18 protein-coding genes are annotated in these 16,544 nt (G+C 68.2%); 11 read left to right on the top strand and 7 right to left on the bottom strand.

Annotated elements, in window-relative coordinates:
• Positions 1 to 81: 81 nt before the first annotated feature.
• Complete coding sequence (locus TU34_RS17535; protein ID WP_045824203.1) at positions 82 to 543, bottom strand: DUF309 domain-containing protein; 462 nt, start codon at positions 541 to 543, stop codon at positions 82 to 84.
• Between the two features lie 109 nt (positions 544 to 652).
• Between TU34_RS17535 and TU34_RS17530 the strand changes: the two genes are divergently transcribed.
• Positions 653 to 1,444, top strand: coding sequence for an HpcH/HpaI aldolase family protein (locus TU34_RS17530; protein WP_045824202.1), 792 nt, complete (start codon positions 653 to 655; stop codon positions 1,442 to 1,444).
• Between the two features lie 7 nt (positions 1,445 to 1,451).
• On the opposite strand, the gene TU34_RS17525 is transcribed toward TU34_RS17530, so the two are convergent.
• A complete protein-coding gene (locus tag TU34_RS17525) occupies positions 1,452 to 2,663 on the bottom strand; it encodes an acyl-CoA dehydrogenase family protein (protein WP_045824201.1) in 1,212 nt (403 codons plus the stop codon).
• Positions 2,664 to 2,844: 181 nt separating this feature from the next.
• On the opposite strand from TU34_RS17525, the gene TU34_RS17520 reads away from it, so the two are divergent.
• Together TU34_RS17520 and TU34_RS17515 are read left to right on the top strand one after the other, a co-directional pair.
• Positions 2,845 to 3,207, top strand: a complete 363-nt coding sequence (locus TU34_RS17520; RefSeq protein WP_045824200.1) for a TraR/DksA family transcriptional regulator — start codon at positions 2,845 to 2,847, stop codon at positions 3,205 to 3,207.
• Positions 3,208 to 3,299: 92 nt separating this feature from the next.
• On the top strand, positions 3,300 to 3,761 hold the full coding sequence (locus TU34_RS17515; RefSeq protein ID WP_045824199.1) for a DoxX family protein: 462 nt from the start codon (positions 3,300 to 3,302) through the stop codon (positions 3,759 to 3,761).
• A gap of 21 nt (positions 3,762 to 3,782) precedes the next feature.
• Here the strand turns inward: TU34_RS17515 and TU34_RS17510 are convergent, their stop codons facing one another.
• Positions 3,783 to 4,265 carry a MarR family winged helix-turn-helix transcriptional regulator gene (locus tag TU34_RS17510; protein WP_045824198.1) on the bottom strand — a complete coding sequence of 161 codons (483 nt, stop codon included), beginning with the start codon at positions 4,263 to 4,265 and terminating at the stop codon, positions 3,783 to 3,785.
• Between the two features lie 166 nt (positions 4,266 to 4,431).
• On the opposite strand from TU34_RS17510, the gene TU34_RS17505 reads away from it, so the two are divergent.
• From TU34_RS17505 to TU34_RS17490, 4 genes are all read left to right on the top strand, one after another.
• The gene (locus tag TU34_RS17505) at positions 4,432 to 6,018 is read left to right on the top strand and encodes an AMP-binding protein (protein ID WP_045824197.1); all 1,587 of its coding nucleotides are present in this window, start codon (positions 4,432 to 4,434) and stop codon (positions 6,016 to 6,018) included.
• 49 nt (positions 6,019 to 6,067) lie between these two features.
• On the top strand, positions 6,068 to 6,706 hold the full coding sequence (locus TU34_RS17500) for an NUDIX hydrolase (protein ID WP_045824196.1): 639 nt from the start codon (positions 6,068 to 6,070) through the stop codon (positions 6,704 to 6,706).
• A gap of 127 nt (positions 6,707 to 6,833) precedes the next feature.
• A complete protein-coding gene (locus TU34_RS17495; protein ID WP_045824195.1) occupies positions 6,834 to 7,385 on the top strand; it encodes a YceI family protein in 552 nt (183 codons plus the stop codon).
• A gap of 192 nt (positions 7,386 to 7,577) precedes the next feature.
• Complete coding sequence (locus TU34_RS17490) at positions 7,578 to 7,775, top strand: hypothetical protein (protein ID WP_150116585.1); 198 nt, start codon at positions 7,578 to 7,580, stop codon at positions 7,773 to 7,775.
• A 4-nt stretch (positions 7,776 to 7,779) separates the two neighbouring features.
• Here the strand turns inward: TU34_RS17490 and TU34_RS17485 are convergent, their stop codons facing one another.
• A complete protein-coding gene (locus TU34_RS17485; protein ID WP_045824193.1) occupies positions 7,780 to 8,361 on the bottom strand; it encodes a TetR/AcrR family transcriptional regulator in 582 nt (193 codons plus the stop codon).
• A 95-nt stretch (positions 8,362 to 8,456) separates the two neighbouring features.
• Here TU34_RS17485 and TU34_RS17480 point away from each other — a divergent pair, with 95 nt between their 5' ends.
• Complete coding sequence (locus tag TU34_RS17480; protein ID WP_082080401.1) at positions 8,457 to 10,241, top strand: adenylate/guanylate cyclase domain-containing protein; 1,785 nt, start codon at positions 8,457 to 8,459, stop codon at positions 10,239 to 10,241.
• A 12-nt stretch (positions 10,242 to 10,253) separates the two neighbouring features.
• Here TU34_RS17480 and TU34_RS17475 read toward each other — a convergent pair whose 3' ends face one another.
• Positions 10,254 to 11,243 (bottom strand): threo-3-hydroxy-L-aspartate ammonia-lyase, encoded by a 990-nt coding sequence (locus TU34_RS17475; RefSeq protein WP_045824218.1) that lies wholly within the window; start codon positions 11,241 to 11,243, stop codon positions 10,254 to 10,256.
• 44 nt (positions 11,244 to 11,287) lie between these two features.
• On the opposite strand from TU34_RS17475, the gene TU34_RS17470 reads away from it, so the two are divergent.
• The 3 genes from TU34_RS17470 to TU34_RS17460 all read left to right on the top strand — a co-directional run bounded on the left by TU34_RS17470 (position 11,288) and on the right by TU34_RS17460 (position 14,833).
• Entirely contained in the window at positions 11,288 to 12,160 is an 873-nt protein-coding gene (locus tag TU34_RS17470) for an oxidoreductase (RefSeq protein ID WP_045824191.1), read from the top strand.
• A 102-nt stretch (positions 12,161 to 12,262) separates the two neighbouring features.
• On the top strand, positions 12,263 to 13,009 hold the full coding sequence (locus TU34_RS17465; RefSeq protein ID WP_052689025.1) for an LppU/SCO3897 family protein: 747 nt from the start codon (positions 12,263 to 12,265) through the stop codon (positions 13,007 to 13,009).
• Positions 13,010 to 13,303: 294 nt separating this feature from the next.
• Positions 13,304 to 14,833, top strand: a complete 1,530-nt coding sequence (locus TU34_RS17460; RefSeq protein WP_052689024.1) for an HNH endonuclease signature motif containing protein — start codon at positions 13,304 to 13,306, stop codon at positions 14,831 to 14,833.
• A gap of 10 nt (positions 14,834 to 14,843) precedes the next feature.
• Here the strand turns inward: TU34_RS17460 and TU34_RS17455 are convergent, their stop codons facing one another.
• Together TU34_RS17455 and TU34_RS17450 are read right to left on the bottom strand one after the other, a co-directional pair.
• The gene (locus TU34_RS17455) at positions 14,844 to 15,476 is read right to left on the bottom strand and encodes an alpha-ketoglutarate-dependent dioxygenase AlkB (protein ID WP_045824190.1); all 633 of its coding nucleotides are present in this window, start codon (positions 15,474 to 15,476) and stop codon (positions 14,844 to 14,846) included.
• A gap of 48 nt (positions 15,477 to 15,524) precedes the next feature.
• The coding region (locus tag TU34_RS17450) for an aminotransferase class I/II-fold pyridoxal phosphate-dependent enzyme (protein ID WP_045824189.1) at positions 15,525 to 16,544 on the bottom strand (1,020 nt) is incomplete at its 5' end.

Raw genomic sequence — 16,544 nt, 5'->3', positions numbered from 1 at the left:
GGAATACTAGTCACCCTGCAGCTCGACTGCGCACCAGCGGTTTTCGTTCACTCTGGGCCTAAATCTTGTCGATGTGAACAGTCAGCGGAGTCGGGGCGGATCGGTGGTGTCGGGTAGCGCCGCCCAGGCGATGAGACCCACCACGTCGAGTCCGTGCGGCGGGTCGGCGGCGAACGGCCGCAACCCCTGCGCTCCGCGACGCAGCAACCGGTCGGCGCCCTCGGGGCGTCCGCGCAGACGGTGGGTGAGACCGACCGCCAGCTGCGCCAGGGACTTCCACAGCTCCGCGTCGTCGGATCCTCGATCGCGCGCGGACTTCCATGCGTCCTCGAACACCTCGTGGGCATGGAAGGGCCGACCCGAGTCCAGGAGTTCCTGCGCCTGCTCGATCGTCTCGGAGACACTGCGCACGACACCCTCGGGCGCCCGGGGCACGCCGACGGCGCCACGTGGCAACGGTCGACCCAGCCCGTCACGGGGACGGGCGTTGCGTGGGCGGCCGTCGGGATCCCTGTCCCGTCGCTCGCCGCCCACACCTGTCATCGGTCCACCCTGTCACGGCACTAAGTTGCATTATTTTCGGTCACATCGCCGTTGACGCCCCCGGCGCCCCGACAGCAGGGTGAGAGCCAGGCAACAGAAGGGCTCACACATGGACGCCATCACATTCGCACGCACCATCCGAGAACGTCGCGAGTCGATCGGATACTGGGTGACGCTCGATGCGCCGCCTGCCACCGAGCGCATCGCACGCGTCGGCTACGACTTCGTCTGCCTCGACGAGCAGCACGGGATGATGGGGTACGCGGGCATCCTCAACGGGATGATGGCGATCGACGCCGGCCGCACCGCCGTCGGGCTCGTCCGCGTCGGCGAGAACTCCGAACGCCTCATCGAGCGCGCCCTCGACGCCGGCGCCGTGGGCGTCATCGTGCCGATGGTCAACACCGCCGCCGACGCGGTGCACGCGGTCGCCGCGACCCGCTACGCCCCGCTGGGTGTGCGGTCCTACGGACCGGCACGGTCGGCACTGCGGATTGGTCCGCGCCCCGCCGAGGCCAACGAGGCGACCGTCGTGATCGCGATGATCGAGACCCTCGAGGCGCTCGAGAACATCGAATCCATCTGTGCCGTGGACGGACTCGACGGCGTGTACGTCGGGCCGTCGGATCTGTCGATCGCGCTCGGCGGCGCGTATCCGTACGACCCGTCGATCGGTGAGGTGTACGAGCAGGCCTTGGCCACCGTCGCCGACACCGCCCGCCGCCACGGCGTCGCCGCCGGGATCCACGCCCCCGACGGCGCGACCGCGGCTCTGCGGATCGACCGCGGCTACACCTTCGTCTGCATCGCCAACGACCTCGCGCACCTCGAGGTGGCCGCGGCCACCCACCTGCACGCCGCGCGTATCGGGGTACCGAACGCCGAAACCGTCCCGCGCTGAGCCGTTCTCAGGTCAGGCGCACACCCGAGATGGCGCGCGCGATGACGAGCTGCTGGATCTGCTCGGTGCCCTCGAAGATGTCGAAGATCTTGGCGTCACGGTGCATCCGCTCCACCGGGTACTCGCGGGTGTAGCCGACACCGCCGAGGATCTGGATCGCGCGCTCGGTGGACCACACCGCGACGCGACCGGCCTTGAGCTTGCTCATCGACCCCTCGGCCGCGGCGAACGGCTGCTTCGCCGCACCCATCCAGGCGGCGCGACGCACCAGCAGTCGTGCCGCGTCGATCTCGGTGGCCATGTCGGCGAGCATGAACGAGATCGCCTGGTTCTCGATGATCGGCTTGCCGAACACCACCCGATCCTTGGCGTAGTCGAGGGCGTACTCGTAGGCGGCCCGCGCGACGCCGATGGCCATCGCACCGACGGTGGGTCGGGTCGTCTCGAAGGTCGCCATCGCGGCCTGGGCACCGGTCTTGCGGCCCTCCTTGGCGCGGGCGATCTTGGCGTCGAGCTTTTCCTTGCCGCCGAGCAGGGCGCTGCCGGGGACGCGGACGTCGTCGAAGAAGATGTCGGCGGTGTTCGAGGCGTGCAATCCGTGCTTGCGCAGCTTCTTCGGCGACGCGATGCCGGCGGTGTCGGACTTCAGCACGAACGCGGCCTGTCCCCGCGAGCCGAGACCGGGTTCGACGACGGCCTGCACCACCAGCACATCGGCGATGCCGCCGTTGGTCACCCACGCCTTCTGGCCCGAGATCACCCACTCGTCGGAGGCCTCGTCGTACTTGGCCGTGGTGCGCATGTTCGCCACGTCGGAACCGGCTTCGGGCTCCGAGGAGCAGAAACCGGCGACCTTCACGTCGTCGGCCGAGCCGTAGCACTGGGGGACCCACTCGATGATCTGCTCGAGCGTTCCCGCGGCGGCGATCCCGGCCGCGGCCAGGCCGGTGCCCATGATGGCCAGACCGATGCCACCGTCACCCCAGAACAGTTCCTCGGTGAGGATGGGGAAACTCTGGCCGGTCTCGTCCTCGCGCAGGTTGGACATGATCTCGAAGCCGTAGAGACCCGCCTTCGCGGCCTCCTGCAGCACCGGCCACGGCGTCTCCTCGCTCTCGTCGTACTCCGCCGCGGCGGGCCGGATCGTCTTCTCGGCGAACTCGTGCGCCCAGTCGCGCAACGTGATGTGGTCGTCGGTCAGAGCCAGCGAGAACGTCATCGAACGCCTTTCTTGCGGGTGAGGATCGGCGCGGGTGACGCGATCTCCTCGACTCTAGGGGCGGGGGTCGTGCTGTGCCGAGGGATCGGGCCCAAGACCGGTCATCGCCCGTCGGAAGGTGCGGGTGCTCTGTGATCTTCTCCCATCGGCCGGTGTCGGAGGCGGGCCGTACCGTGCGCACATGGACCCCGACATCGCGCGTGTTCGACTCGCCGCCGAACGTGCGGACGCGTCGGCGCTCATCGGGTCGATGCGCGCCCGGCTCTCGGCGGTCGTCGACGCCGCGGTCGATGAACACGCCGACGACGAACACGACCCGGAGGGCTCGACGCTCGCGTTCGAGCGGGGACAGCTCGTCGCACAGATCGAACGGTCGACCGAGCGTGTCGCCGAGGTGGACGCCGCACTCGCACGTCTCGGGGACGGCACCTACGGACGGTGCCTGGACTGCGGGGGCGACATCGCGGAGGTCCGACTCGAGGCCCTGCCCGCGACCGGGGTGTGCATCACCTGCGCGTCACGCCGTCATCGATCGCGCTGGTGACCTCGAATACTTGCAGCGTGAAGTAATCGACTGCTACTTTTTCACTTCACGTATGAAGTGAAAGTCGCTTCGTTGCCACTGCTGGAGGACCCATGAACACCACTGTCCCGCGCGACATCGCCCTGCTTCTCGCCCGCGTCGGGGTGGGGGTCGTCTTCCTCGCCCACGGACTGCAGAAACTCGACGTGTGGGGATACGCAGGAACCAAGACCGCGTTCGCGGGGATGGGCGCGCCGGTCCCCGGGGTCTCGGCGTTCCTCGCCACCTGGGTGGAGATCCTCGGCGGGATCGCGCTCATCGCAGGGCTTCTCACGCCGATCTTCGCGATCCTGCTCGTCGCGGACATGATCGGGGCCTACTTCATCGCGCACATCGGCAACGGGATCTGGATCTCCGACGGTGGCTACGAGCTGGTGCTCGGCCTCGGTGCCGCGGCGCTGGTCATCGCGGCCGTCGGTGCCGGCCGGTTCAGTGTCGACGGAGTCCTGGGCACGCGCCTGCCCTGGACGCGCCGAACGGTCGCCGTCGAGCGCGAGCGGGTCACCGCGGCCTGAGCGACCCTGCCGGTCGGCGCGTTAGCGGTCCTCGTCGTCGAGCGAGGACCGCAGGCGCCTGCCGATCTCGCGGAGCTGTCGGATCTGTGCGGAGGTCAGGGGATCGAAGACCAGTCGTCGCACGGCCTCGACGTGCCCGGGTGCGGCATCGACGAGGACCTGCATGCCGTCGTCGGTGAGCGAGGCCAACGTGAAGCGGCCGTCAGAGGGGTCGGTGGCGCGGGTCAGCCATCCCCGCTTCTCCATGCGTGCGGTCACCTGCGACAGCCGCGGGAGCTGACCCTCGGTCACCACGGCGAGATCGCTCATCCGCAGCGTGCGGTCGGGGGCCTGCGACAACCCCGCCAGCACCTGGTATTCGAAGTGGGTGAGGCCCGAGTCCCGCTGCAGCTGTCGACCGAGGGCGGCGGGCAGCCGGATCATCACCGTGGTCAGCGCCATCCACGACTCGAGCTCGTCGGTGTCGAGCCAGCGCGTGGGGTCCTCCGGTGTGGGGTCGGCCATGTCGGGAGCGTACTGCAGGCGCGAAAACCCCGGTGCCAGAACCGACTTGCGTCGGCGGGGACGGTCTGTCGTGAGGCCGGAGCGGATCGCGGTGTCCGATTCCGCGGAACCGGAGTGTGATCGCCGTTACACTCGCGATCACTCGACGCCAGGCAGAGGAGTTCCGATGACCGCCGATCTCGACCCGGGTCCACAGACCGTCACCGACGGTCGGGGGCTGCTCCCGGACTTCGTCACGCGGTGGGCGCAGGAACGCCCCGACGCGACCGCCATCACCTACGGCGACACCTCGTGGACGTGGGAGCAGTGGGATCTGCGGATCCGACGCCTCACCGGTGCGCTGCGCTCGGCGGGTATCGGGCGCGGGGACACTGTCGCCTTCGTCGACAAGAACCACCCCGCGTGCCTCGAGGTCACCTTCGCCGTCGCCGCCCTCGGTGCCGCTGTCGCCATCGTCAACTGGCGCCAGGCCGGCGACGAGCTCGTCCACGTCCTCGTCGACAGCGGCTCGACGATGGTGTTCGCCGGTGCCGAGTTCGCCGAGTCGGTCGAGGCGGTGGCCGACCGCACCCCGGCGGTCACGCGGACGCTGGTGGTCGGCGGCGAGGGCGCCGACGACTACGAGTCCTTCCTGGCCGCGGGCGAGCCGACCCCGGCCGGTGCCGATGTCGTCGACACCGATGCACTGCTGGTCATCTACAGCTCCGGCACCACCGGTCGCCCCAAGGGCGTCGTCCTCGATCAGCGTGCGCTGATCACCCACACCGTCGACAACGGCGACGTGTTCCCCTACGCCGCAGGCGACATCAGCCTCGTCGCGATGCCGCTGTTCCACGTCGGCGGGATCTCGTATGCGTTCATCGGGATCCGTGCCGGGGTGCCGAGCATCATGACCCGCGAACCCGACGCGGCGTCGCTGGTGGGGGCCTTCGTGGCCGGCGCCACGCACGCCTTCTTCGTACCGCCGGTGCTCGCCGGTTTCCTCGCCGCGGGTGAGGGCGCGATCGGCGCGTTCGCCAAGCTCAAGTTCGTGGGCTACGGCGCCGCACCGATGCCGCTGCCGCTGCTGCAATGGGCGCTGGACGCCTGGCCGCACATCGATTTCGTCCAGGTCTACGGGCAGACCGAGATCGCGGGCGTGGCCACCGTTCTGCGTCCGGAGGTGCATCGCGATCCCGCTCGCGAACACCTGCTGGTGTCGGTCGGCACCGCACTGCCCGGTGTCGAGATCCGCGTGGTCGACGTGGTGTCGGGCGAGGACGTGGCCGCGGGCGAGGAGGGTGAGATCTGGCTGCGCACAGTGCATGCCATGACCGGGTACCTCAACCGGCCCGACGCCACGGCCGAGACCATCACCCCCGAGGGCTGGTTGCGCACCGGCGACATCGGGCGCATGGACGCCGACGGATACGTCTTCGTCGACGACCGGATCAAGGACATGATCATCACCGGTGGCGAGAACGTGTACGGACCCGAGGTGGAGCGCGTGCTCATGGAACACCCCTCGGTCACCGACGCCGCGGTGATCGGCGTCCCCGACGAGCGGTGGGGTGAATCGGTGAAGGCGGTGGTCGCGGTGTCGGCCCCCATCGAGGCCGACGAGGTCATCGCGTTCTGTCGCACCCGCCTTGCCGGATACAAGTGCCCGCGCACGGTCGACGTGATCGATGCGCTGCCACGCAACCCCAGCGGCAAGATCCTCAAACGCGAGCTGCGTGCCCCGTTCTGGGAGGGCCAGGGTCGCCGCGTCTGAAACGCACCCCGCGCGTGCCCGGAAGGAGGTGTCGTTGGACAGTGGGGTGATGGACAGCAGCGGGGCCACCATCGACCTCACCGGTGACGACCCGGGCGTGCGTGCCCGCATTGCCGACCGCCTCGCGGCGTTTCCCTTCACCCGTGTCGACCCGCCGGACACCCGGCGCGCCGCGGTGGTCATCGCGGTGACCTCCGTCGACGGTGTCCACGGGATCTGGCTGACCAAGCGACCCGATCGCATGCGGGAACATCCCGGGCAGTACGCGCTGCCCGGAGGACGTCTCGATCCGGGTGAGGACGACATCGACGCCGGGTTGCGGGAACTGCACGAGGAGATCGGCGTGACCGCCGGCCGCGACGACGTCATCGGTCGGCTCGACGACTACCCGACACGCTCGGGCTACGTGATGGCGCCCATCGTGGTGTGGGCCGGACCCGACCGCGTGACCGCGCTGAACGAGGACGAGGTCGCCACCCTCTACTTCATCCCGATGGACGAGGTCGCGGTCGAACCGCGATTCATCTCGATACCGGAGTCGCCCCGACCGGTGATCCAACTCCCGATCGTCGGGGCGCTGGTGCACGCACCGACCGCCGCGGTGATCTACCAGTTCGCCGAAGTGGTCCTCGCCGGGCGGGCGACGCGGGTGGACGAGCTCGAACAGCCGGTGTTCGCCTGGCGCTGACCCGCGCGAACCAACTGTTCACCGCGAATGTGCGCCCCGGTGGAATACATCCGGACCGTGGTCCGGTTGAATGGGTGTCAGCAACGCGAACCGCCCCGGTTCACACCATCCCTGTAGGAGAAACCTCATGGCCGACACCATCACCACCACCGATCTCGCCGCGGGCACCTGGAACATCGATCCGGTCCACTCGGCGATCGCCTTCTCGGTCCGCCACCTCGTCGTCAGCAAGGTGCGGGGCACGTTCGACACCTTCAGTGGCGCGATCACCATCGCCGCCGACGGCACCCCCTCGGTCACCGCCGAGATCGACGTCACCTCGATCAACACCAAGAACGAGCAGCGCGACGGCCACATCAAGTCCGCCGATTTCTTCGACGCCGACACCCACCCCACCGCCACCTTCGTCTCGAAGTCGGTGACCAAGTCCGGCAGCGACTACGTCCTCACCGGCGACTTCACCCTCAAGGGCGTCACCAAGTCGGTCGATCTGGACCTCGAGTTCAACGGCGTCAACCCCGGCATGGGCCACGGCGAGGTCGCGGGCTTCGAGGCCTCGGTCGAGCTGAACCGCAAGGACTTCGGCATCGACATCGACATGCCGCTCGAGACCGGCGGCGCCGTGGTCGGCGACAAGATCACCATCACCCTCGAGATCGAGGCACTCAAAGCTTCCTGACAGCCGGAACAACGCGAGGCCCGGAGCGAGAGCGGGCCCGGCGAATGAGAGTGGCGCGGCCATCTTCGCAGACGCGAGGGTGGTCGCGCCAATCCTTTTCCAGGGCAATAAATTCAGTCGACGTGCCTGAACGAGACGTCTACCTTCATCGGTGAAATGTGTTGCAGGAACACACCGATCGGAGGAGAGACGATGAGTACATCGCACGTTGTGTGGGCATCCCGCGGCCTCGACCTGCGGTCGGTGTGGACGCGTCTGCGTCCGCGGCGCGAGCCGGTGGAGTTGACCGATGAGGAACGGCTGCAACGACATCTGCGGCGACAGAACCGACGTGAGATCGAGCGCGCCGCGTTCCGCGCTGCCTACCACCAGCTCCTGCTGCGCCGCTGACCGTTCAGCGGGGCGCGATGCCGTGCACCAGCAGGTCGACGAGGCCGGTCAGATACTCCTCGTCGACCTGTTGGTGTGTGAGAAGCAGTCGGGCGTAGATCGGCGCGTAGAGCGACTCGAGCGCGAGTCGGTGATCGACGGTCTCGGTGATCTCGCCGCGGGCCACGGCGCGTTCCAGGATCACGCCGACGGTGGTCATCCGGTCGTCGACGAGTCGCCGCCGGGCCTCGTCGAGCCGGTCGAAGTCGAGAGACATGGTCGCCAGGCGCAGCAGGGCCTTGCTCTGGGGCGACGAGAGCGAGTCGCGCAGCCCGATCGTGAGCTCGACCAGGTCGCTGCGGAGGTCGCCGGTGTCGGGGACGGTCACCGAACCGATGTCGATGTGGCTCAGCAGTGCATCGGTGATGAGTTGTTCCTTGGTTTTCCAGCGCCGGTAGACCGATGTCACATGTACGCCCGCGGCTTCGGCCACCGATGCGATCGTGACGCCGTCGAAACCGGTGTTGAGCAGCTCGTTCACCGCAGCATTGAGCACCCCGTCGACGACCGCCTTACCGCGTCGGTGGGTCTTCTGGGGCGTGGCCACGCGGCCGAGCCTAACGCAATGTCGGTTGCGTTATGTACGATTTCGCAAAAGGTGTTGCGTTAGGTGGCGCGGATTCGGGGAAGGCGGTGACGGAGATGACAGGACGTGCGACAGCACGGGTCCGCAGACTCGGTGGCCGCAGCACTCGCGAGCGTCTCCTCAACCCGTCGCGACTCCCGGGCTTCGGCCTGGTGCGATCGGTCGCCGGCGACTATCCCTTCGCCGGGCGCGACTGGGAATCGATCGACCCGGCCGAGCGACGGACCGTGGCACGCCGACTCATGACGATCGCGGTGCTCGGCATCGTGGTCGCCAACGTCGCGGTCGGCATCGAGACCGTCATCCTCGTCGCCCTGGTCACCAGCGGCGGCGATCTGTCGTTGATCTCCGAGGCGAAGACCTCGATCGTCGCGGTCACCCTCGCGTTGATCGTCGGTGTGGTCGTCGACCTCATCGCCGGCGTCTCGATGGTGCGCCCGCAGACCGCATGGTTCACCAGTGGTGAGCCCGCCGACGCCCATCGCCGGCGCTCGGTGCAACGGATGCCCATGCACGGCGTCGTCGCGACCGCGATGGGCTGGGCCGCCGGTGTCCTGACCTATGCGGTGGTCAGCGCCGACGCCTCGCCCATCCAGATGCTGATCGTCAGCTGCGCCTTCGCGCTGGCCGGGGCGTCCTCGGGTTGTGTCACCTACATGGTCCTCGAGCGGGCGGGCCGTCCCATGGTCGCCGCGGCGATGCGCGACGCACCGCCGCGTCGGCCCATGCTCGGTGTCCGCGAACGCATGATCGTGCTCTGGGTGGTGTGCAGCGGTGTGCCCCTGGTCGGGATGCTGATGATGAACATCGGCCGTGCGATCGGCTGGGTGCCGCCGAGCCACACCGCACTCGACGTCCCCACCGTGGTCCTCGCCGCGGTCTGTCTCCTCAGCGGTGCCCGTGCGATCGCACTGGTGTCGAAGTCGATCACCGACCCCCTGCGCGGTATGCGGCGTGCCGTCGACCGCGTGGGCGAGGGCGAATACGACACGAAGGTCGACGTCTACGACTCCTCCGAGCTCGGCGTGCTGCAGCACGGCTTCAACGAGATGGTGGACGGCCTCACCGAACGTGAACGCCTGCGCGACCTGTTCGCGCGCCACGTCGGCAGCGAGGTCGCCGCACAGGCCCTGTCGCACGACGTCGGCATGCACGGGGTCAACACCGACGTCGGTGTGCTGTTCGTCGACATCGAGGGCTCCACGCGCTTCGCCGAGTCGGCCGACCCCACCGTCGTCGCCGAGATGCTCAACCGCTTCTTCACGATCGTCGCCGAGGTCGTCGAACGCCACCACGGCTTCATCAACAAGTTCGAGGGTGACGCCGCCCTCGCGGTGTTCGGTGCACCGAACCCCATGGAGGACCCGTCGGCCGCGGCCCTGCGCGCGGCCCGCGAACTGGGCGCCGAACTCGAGGCCCTGCACCCGTTGCGGGTGGGCATCGGTGTGTCCGCCGGGCGCGTGTTCGCCGGCAACATCGGCGCCGAGACCCGGTACGAGTACACCGTGATCGGCGATCCGGTGAACGAGTGCGCGCGTCTCGCCGAGGTGGCGAAGAGCGCCAAGTCGAACGTGCTCGCCGGTGGCGCGGCCGTCGCGGATCTGCTGGGTGACGCGCCCACGACCGACGACGAGGCCGACGACGACGCCGGGTCCGGGATCGTGGCGCACGACGAGATGTGGGAATGGGTGTCGATGGGTGCGATCACCCTGCGCGGCCGCGGTGCGGCAACCGAGCTGTTCGCCCCGATCGACCTCCTGCCCAACGGGGAGTCGCCGATCACCGATCTCGTCGACGGACTGATCCGCAAGCCCCTGTCGATCCTGCGCGGTCGCCGCTGAACCCTGGGGGTTCTACGGTGTCGGGGCCGCCAGGCGCGCGAGATCGACGTTGCCGCCGGACAGGATCACGCCGATGCGCAGACCGCTGAACCCGTGTCGGGCGTCGAGCGCCGCGGCCACCCCCAGCGCCGCGGTCGGTTCGATGACCAGTTTGGCGCGTGTAGCCACGAACTGCATCGCGGTGATCAGTTCGGAATCCTCGACGGTGAGGATGTCGGTGACCCGCTCGGCGATGACGCGGAACGTGTGGTCGCCGAGGTGGGTGGTCTGAGCGCCGTCGGCGATGGTGCGCGGCGGGTCGATCGTGACGATCGATCCCGACCGCAGCGAACGCAGGCCGTCGTCACCGGCCGCCGGCTCCACCCCGTAGACACGGGTGTCGGGGGCCAGGCCGCCCGCGGCGAGCAGTGAGCCGCTGAGCAACCCGCCCCCGCCCAACGGCACCAGCAGCACGTCGAGATCGGGCACGTCGGTGAGCAGTTCGAGCGCCGCGGTGCCCTGGCCGGCGATCACGTCGGGATGGTCGTACGGCGGGATCACCGTCGCCCCGGTCCGCTCGGCGATCTCCGCGGCGATCGCGGTGCGGTCCTCGGTGTAGCGGTCGTAACGCACGATGGTCCCGCCGTATCCCTGCGTCGCGGCGACCTTGGGTGCGGGTGCGTCGTGCGGCATCACGATGGTGGCGTCGATGCCGTGCAGTCGCGCGGCCAGCGACAACGCCTGCGCATGATTGCCCGAGGAATAGGTCACGACACCGCGCCGACGCACCTGAGGGTCCAGACGCGCGACGGCGGTGTAGGCGCCGCGAAACTTGAAGGCGCCCATGCGCTGCAGGTTCTCGCATTTGCAGAACAGCTGCGCGCCGGCGGCGTCGTCGATCGCGGTGCAGGTGAGCACCGGGGTCCGGTGGGCGACGCCGGCGAGCGTGGACGCGGCGTCGTCGACATCGGCGAACGTCAACGGCTCCGGGGTCGGTGGCTCCGGGGTCACGGGGTCGGCCATGCTCGCGACCCTACCCACGCGCGGCGCCCGGGTAGCATCGGCGCGTGAGCACATGGTCGACGAACGACATCCCGGATCAGACCGGCCGCACGGTGGTCATCACCGGCGCCAACAGCGGTCTCGGCGCCCAGGCGGCGAAGGCTCTCGGTGCCGCGGGGGCGACGGTGATCCTCGCCTGCCGCACGGTGTCGAAAGCCGAGCCTGTCGCCGCCGAGATCGGACCGAACGCCTCGGTGGCCGCGCTCGATCTCGCCGACCTGTCGTCGGTGCGGGCGTTCGCCGAAGGCATCGACCACCTCGACGTGCTGATCAACAACGCCGGCGTGATGGCCGTCCCGAAGTCGCGCACCGCCGACGGCTTCGAGATGCAGTTCGGTACAAATCATCTCGGCCACTTCGCGCTGACCGGGCTGCTGCTGCCGAAGATCACCGATCGGGTGGTCACGGTGTCGTCGTTCGCCCACGCGATCGGCAAGATCGATCTCGACGACCTCAACTACGACCACCGTCGCTACGAGCGGTGGTCGGCCTACGGTCAGTCGAAGCTCGCGAACCTCATGTTCGCGTTCGAACTGGCGCGCAAGCTCGGCCGGTCGGGGTCGGCGGTGTCGTCGATGTGCGCCCATCCCGGCTACGCCAGCACAAATCTGCAGTCGCACACCGAGTCGTTCTATGACCGGTTCATGAAGCTGAGCAATCTCGTCGCCCAGTCGGCGGCCGACGGCGCACTGCCCGAGCTCTACGCGGCGACCTCGCCCGAGGCGGCGTCGGGTGCGTTCTACGGTCCCCGTGGCCTCGGTGGTCTGCGCGGCGCGCCGACGCTCACCAAACCGTTGCCCAAGGCGCGCAACGAGAGTGTGGCGCAGTCGTTGTGGGTCGCGTCGGAGAAGCTGACGGGCGTCACCTTCGACCTCTGACGGTCACGAGGACACGTTCGCTCCCGTCGGTAACAGTCGCTTTCGACCGGAAGGCGCTGTAACTTCTCTCCGATCACCGCCCGCGATGATCGGAGAACAGTTGTGACCAGTCCTGATGATCCGAAGCCGGACGAGTCGTCACCGTCGATCCCCGCGGGTGAGCCCCCGACGTCCCCGCCGACCTACCCGCAGGCAGGGCCGCCGCCTGGATCGGCACCGATCCCTCCCGGTGGGGTTCCGCCGCAGCCTGGTGGCCCCGGCGCCGCGCCCTACGGTGCGCCTCCGCCCTACGGTGCCGCGCCCTACGGCGCACCGCCGAAGAAGTCGCGCAAGAAGTTGTTCGCCATCATCGGCGGCGTCGTGGTGTTGCTTCTCGTGGTGGTCGTGATCATCGGCGTGGTCGCCTCCAAGGACACCATCACCGACATCAACGACGCGAAGGCCGGCGACTGCATCACCGTGAGCGGCAGCAGTACCGCCGCCAAGCCGAAGACGGTCGACTGCGGCAGCGACACATTCAACTTCGTGGTCGCCGAGAAGATCGACGGTGGTGCGAACTGCGCCAACGAGCAGTACTCCCAGCTGACGCAGGAGGACAAGGGCAAGTTGTGCCTGGTGCCGAACATGCAGGTGGACAAGTGCTATCAGCTCGCCGGTCCGGGCGGATCGATCACCGACTTCACCGAGGTCGAGTGCGGTGCCGAGCCGGCCGAGGGTGGAGCCCAGGTGGTCACGGTGAAGAATCGTGAGGACGCCACCGAGATCGACTGCACCGACGGCATTCCCATCACGTTCGAGAAGCCCACTCCACTGGGCTACTGCCTCGCGGTCAACAACTCCACCGGCTAGCCCCCAGATGCTGACTGTGTGGAAACGGCCGTAGGTACTGCTGACTGTGTGGAAACGGCCGTAGGTACTGCTGACTGTGTGGAAACGGTCGTCGAGTGTGCTGACAACACACCGCTTGCCGACAACGAGACAACGCACACTCGACGTCCGGCTTCCGCACCGTCAGCGGCAGTAGAACCCAACCTCCACGCGAAATACGTTCACAGTGAACAACATTCACTGAATTCAATCCTCCACACCTCGAACACACGTGCTAGAATAGACGTACAGTCACACCTGGGGAGGGGGCAGTCCGTGAGCGATCTCGTGGCGAAATACGCTGCCCTGCAAGCCCTGGTGAAGGAGATCGCGAAAGAGACCTCAGACGCCCACGACGACGAGATCGTCGCGCAATTGGCGATCGACCACCACAGCGTTGTCCGTCAATTCGAATCCATCGGTAACCAGCGGATCCTCGAGGTCTCCGACCGCGACGCCCACCGGACCGTGGGATGCGTGACCGTCACCGAATTCCTCCGGACGAAACTCCGCGTCACCCACCCCAAGAAGCGGCTCGACGCGATCCGCTCCCTCGAACCCATGCACGCGATGACCGGCGAGAAACTGCCACCGGTCTGCCCGAACACCGCTCGCGAGTTGGCCGCCGGAACGATCGGTCCCGATCACGTGCATGCGGTTCTCGACGTGATGAAGAAGATCCCCTCGGCCGTCGGCGTGGAACAGCGGGCGCGGGCCGAGGAAGTCCTCGCCGAATTCGCAACCACACTCACGCCCAAAGAGATCGGCGCCGCCGGGGTGCGGATCCTGGCGCATCTTGATCCGGACGGCATTCTCACCGACGACCGCGATCGCGCCAGGAATCGGAAACTGAACCTGGGCTGCCAGGACTCGCAGCTCATGTCGAAGCTGACCGCGACGCTGGATCCGATCACGCGGGCACTGTTCGACGTCGTCCTCGCCAAGTGGGCGGCACCCGGCATGAACAACCCCGACGACGACCAGTCACCCAAAGGTGACCATGAGGACGCGAACCCCGAGCTGCTGAAGGAAGCAGCCGACCGCGACTGCCGCTCGCAGAGTCAGCGGAACCATGACGCATTCAAAGCTTTGCTCGATGCTGCGGTCAACGGCGGACTCCTCGGCAACTCCCATCGGGGTTTGCCGCCGCAGATCATTGTCTCCATCACCGACGCCCAACTCCGCGACCACGCCGGCATCGCGCGCACCGCCACCGGCGCCGACCTCCCGATCAGCGACGTGATCAAACTCGCTGCCGATGCACAGACCCATCTCGCAGTGTTCAGCGACGTCACCAACGAGCCGCTGTTCTTCGGCCGCGACCGACGCCTCGCGTCGCAGGCGCAGCGGTTGATGGCCTTCGCCCACTACAGGGGCTGTAGCAAAGACGACTGCGCGACTTCGTTCGCCCACACCGAGATGCACCACGCCGACGCCGATTGGGCCGACGGTGGTCTCACCGACTCGCCGCACATGGCACCCGCCTGCGGACGCCACAACCGGGCCGTCGGTTCTGAACCGCACCAGTGGAGCACCGAGAAGATCACCGACGGCCCCGACCGCGGGCGGTATGGCTGGAGACGCAACACCGACCCACCCGACAAGCTCCGCGCCAACCAACTCCACCGGATCGACGAGGTCCTACACCAGGATTCGCCAGACATCGCCGAACCACCACCACTACCGGTCCTCGACATCGAACACCAACTGGCCCACCTCGTGGCCGACGATCCGCCTCGCGGACCGAACACGAATCACCGCTTCGACATCACCTGGCGGCGGTGGTACCTGTGGCCGGCGGCCTGACCGATATCGATCACCACACGCCGGAGGGCCGGAACTGCACGCTGATCCTCGGGCCCACACCGGTGACCTTGGGTATCGCGTGCTCCCAGGTGCGTTGGCAGCTCCCGCCCATGACGAGCAGGTCACCCTGTGCAACAACGAACTTCAGGGATGCGCCGCCGCCGCGCGGGCGCAACATCAGCGGGCGGGGCGCGCCGAGCGACACGATCGCCACCATCGTGTTCTCGGTGCTGCCGCGTCCGATGGTGTCGCCGTGCCAGGCCACACTGTCGGATCCGTCGCGATAGAGGCACAGGCCGGCGGTCGCGAAACCCTCGGGCAGTTCGGGGCGATAGTGCTCGGACAGTACGTCGCGCATCGTCACGAGCAGTGGATGGGGGAGCGCGACACCCTCGCCGTACTGGCACAGCAGTCGGGGCACGTCCACCACGCGGTCGTACATGGCGCGTCGCTCGGCCCGCCACGGCACATCGTCGGAGAGGCGCTCGTGCAGCTGCGCCGCGCCGGCGACCCATCCCGGCGCGACATCGACCCACGCGCCGTCGGTGAGGGTGCGCCTCGTGACGATCGGCGCCAGGTCGGCGCAGGAGGGCTCATCGGTCACCTCGTCGAACAGGGAGCCCTGCAACCCGGCCGTACTCATGCGCTCAGTCTAGCGGCGATCGAACACGTGTGCGAGGGGGTTCAGGGATCACCGTTGCAGCGCGCGCAGGCGCTGTGCGCCCTCGACCAGTACCTCGTCGCGCTTGGCGAACGCGAATCGGACCAGGTGCGACCAGTTGTCGCGCCGATCGACGAACGCGCTGACCGGCACCGCAGCGACCCCGATCCGTGCGGGCAGGTCCCGGCACAGCTGTTCGCCATCGGAGTAGCCGAGGGGCCGCGGATCGGCGCAGACGAAGAACGTGCCCTCGGTCCGGTGGACGTCGAAACCCACCTCGCGCAGCGCGCCCGACAGCAGATCGCGCTTGCGCTCGAGCGCGGCACACGACGCGTCGACCCAATCCATCTCGTGATCCAGCGCGTGCGCGATCGCCGGTTGGAAGGGGCCGCTGCCCACATAGGACATGAACTGCTTGGCCGTGCGCGCCGCGGCGACGAGACGCGCGGGACCGGAGATCCAGCCGACCTTCCACCCGGTGACGTTGAACGTCTTGGCCGCGCTCGACACGCGCAACGTCCGTTCGGCCATCCCCGGCAACGCGGCGATCGTCGCGTGGGAGCGCCCGTCGAAGACGAGGTGTTCGTAGACCTCGTCGCTGAGCACGATCACGTCATGGCGGATGCAGGCGTCGGCGATCGCCGCGAGGTCGTCGTCGGAGAGGACCGTCCCGGTGGGGTTGTGCGGGCTGTTGACGATGACCATGGCGGTGCTGTCGGTGATGGTCGTCGCAAGGGCATCGCGGTCGAGGACGAAACCGTCGCCGTCGGCGACGAGCGGGACGGTGGACCGGAATGCGCCCGCCATCGCGGTCGCCGCGGCGTAGGCGTCGTAGAACGGTTCGATGAGGACCACCTCGTGGCCGGGTTCCACCAGTCCAACCACTGCCGCCGCGATCGCCTCGGTGGCGCCGACGGTGATGAGGACCTCGGTGTCCGGGTCATATTCGATTCCGAGGCGGCGTGATTGGTGATCGGCGACCGCCTGACGGAGCGCCGGGATACCGGGACCGGGTGGGTACTGGTTGTGGCCGTCGGCGATCGCGGCACG

Source organism: Williamsia herbipolensis, assembly GCF_000964005.1.
In the GTDB taxonomy this organism is placed as follows: domain Bacteria; phylum Actinomycetota; class Actinomycetes; order Mycobacteriales; family Mycobacteriaceae; genus Williamsia_A; species Williamsia_A herbipolensis.
This window is presented reverse-complemented; position numbering and strand designations above follow the sequence as displayed.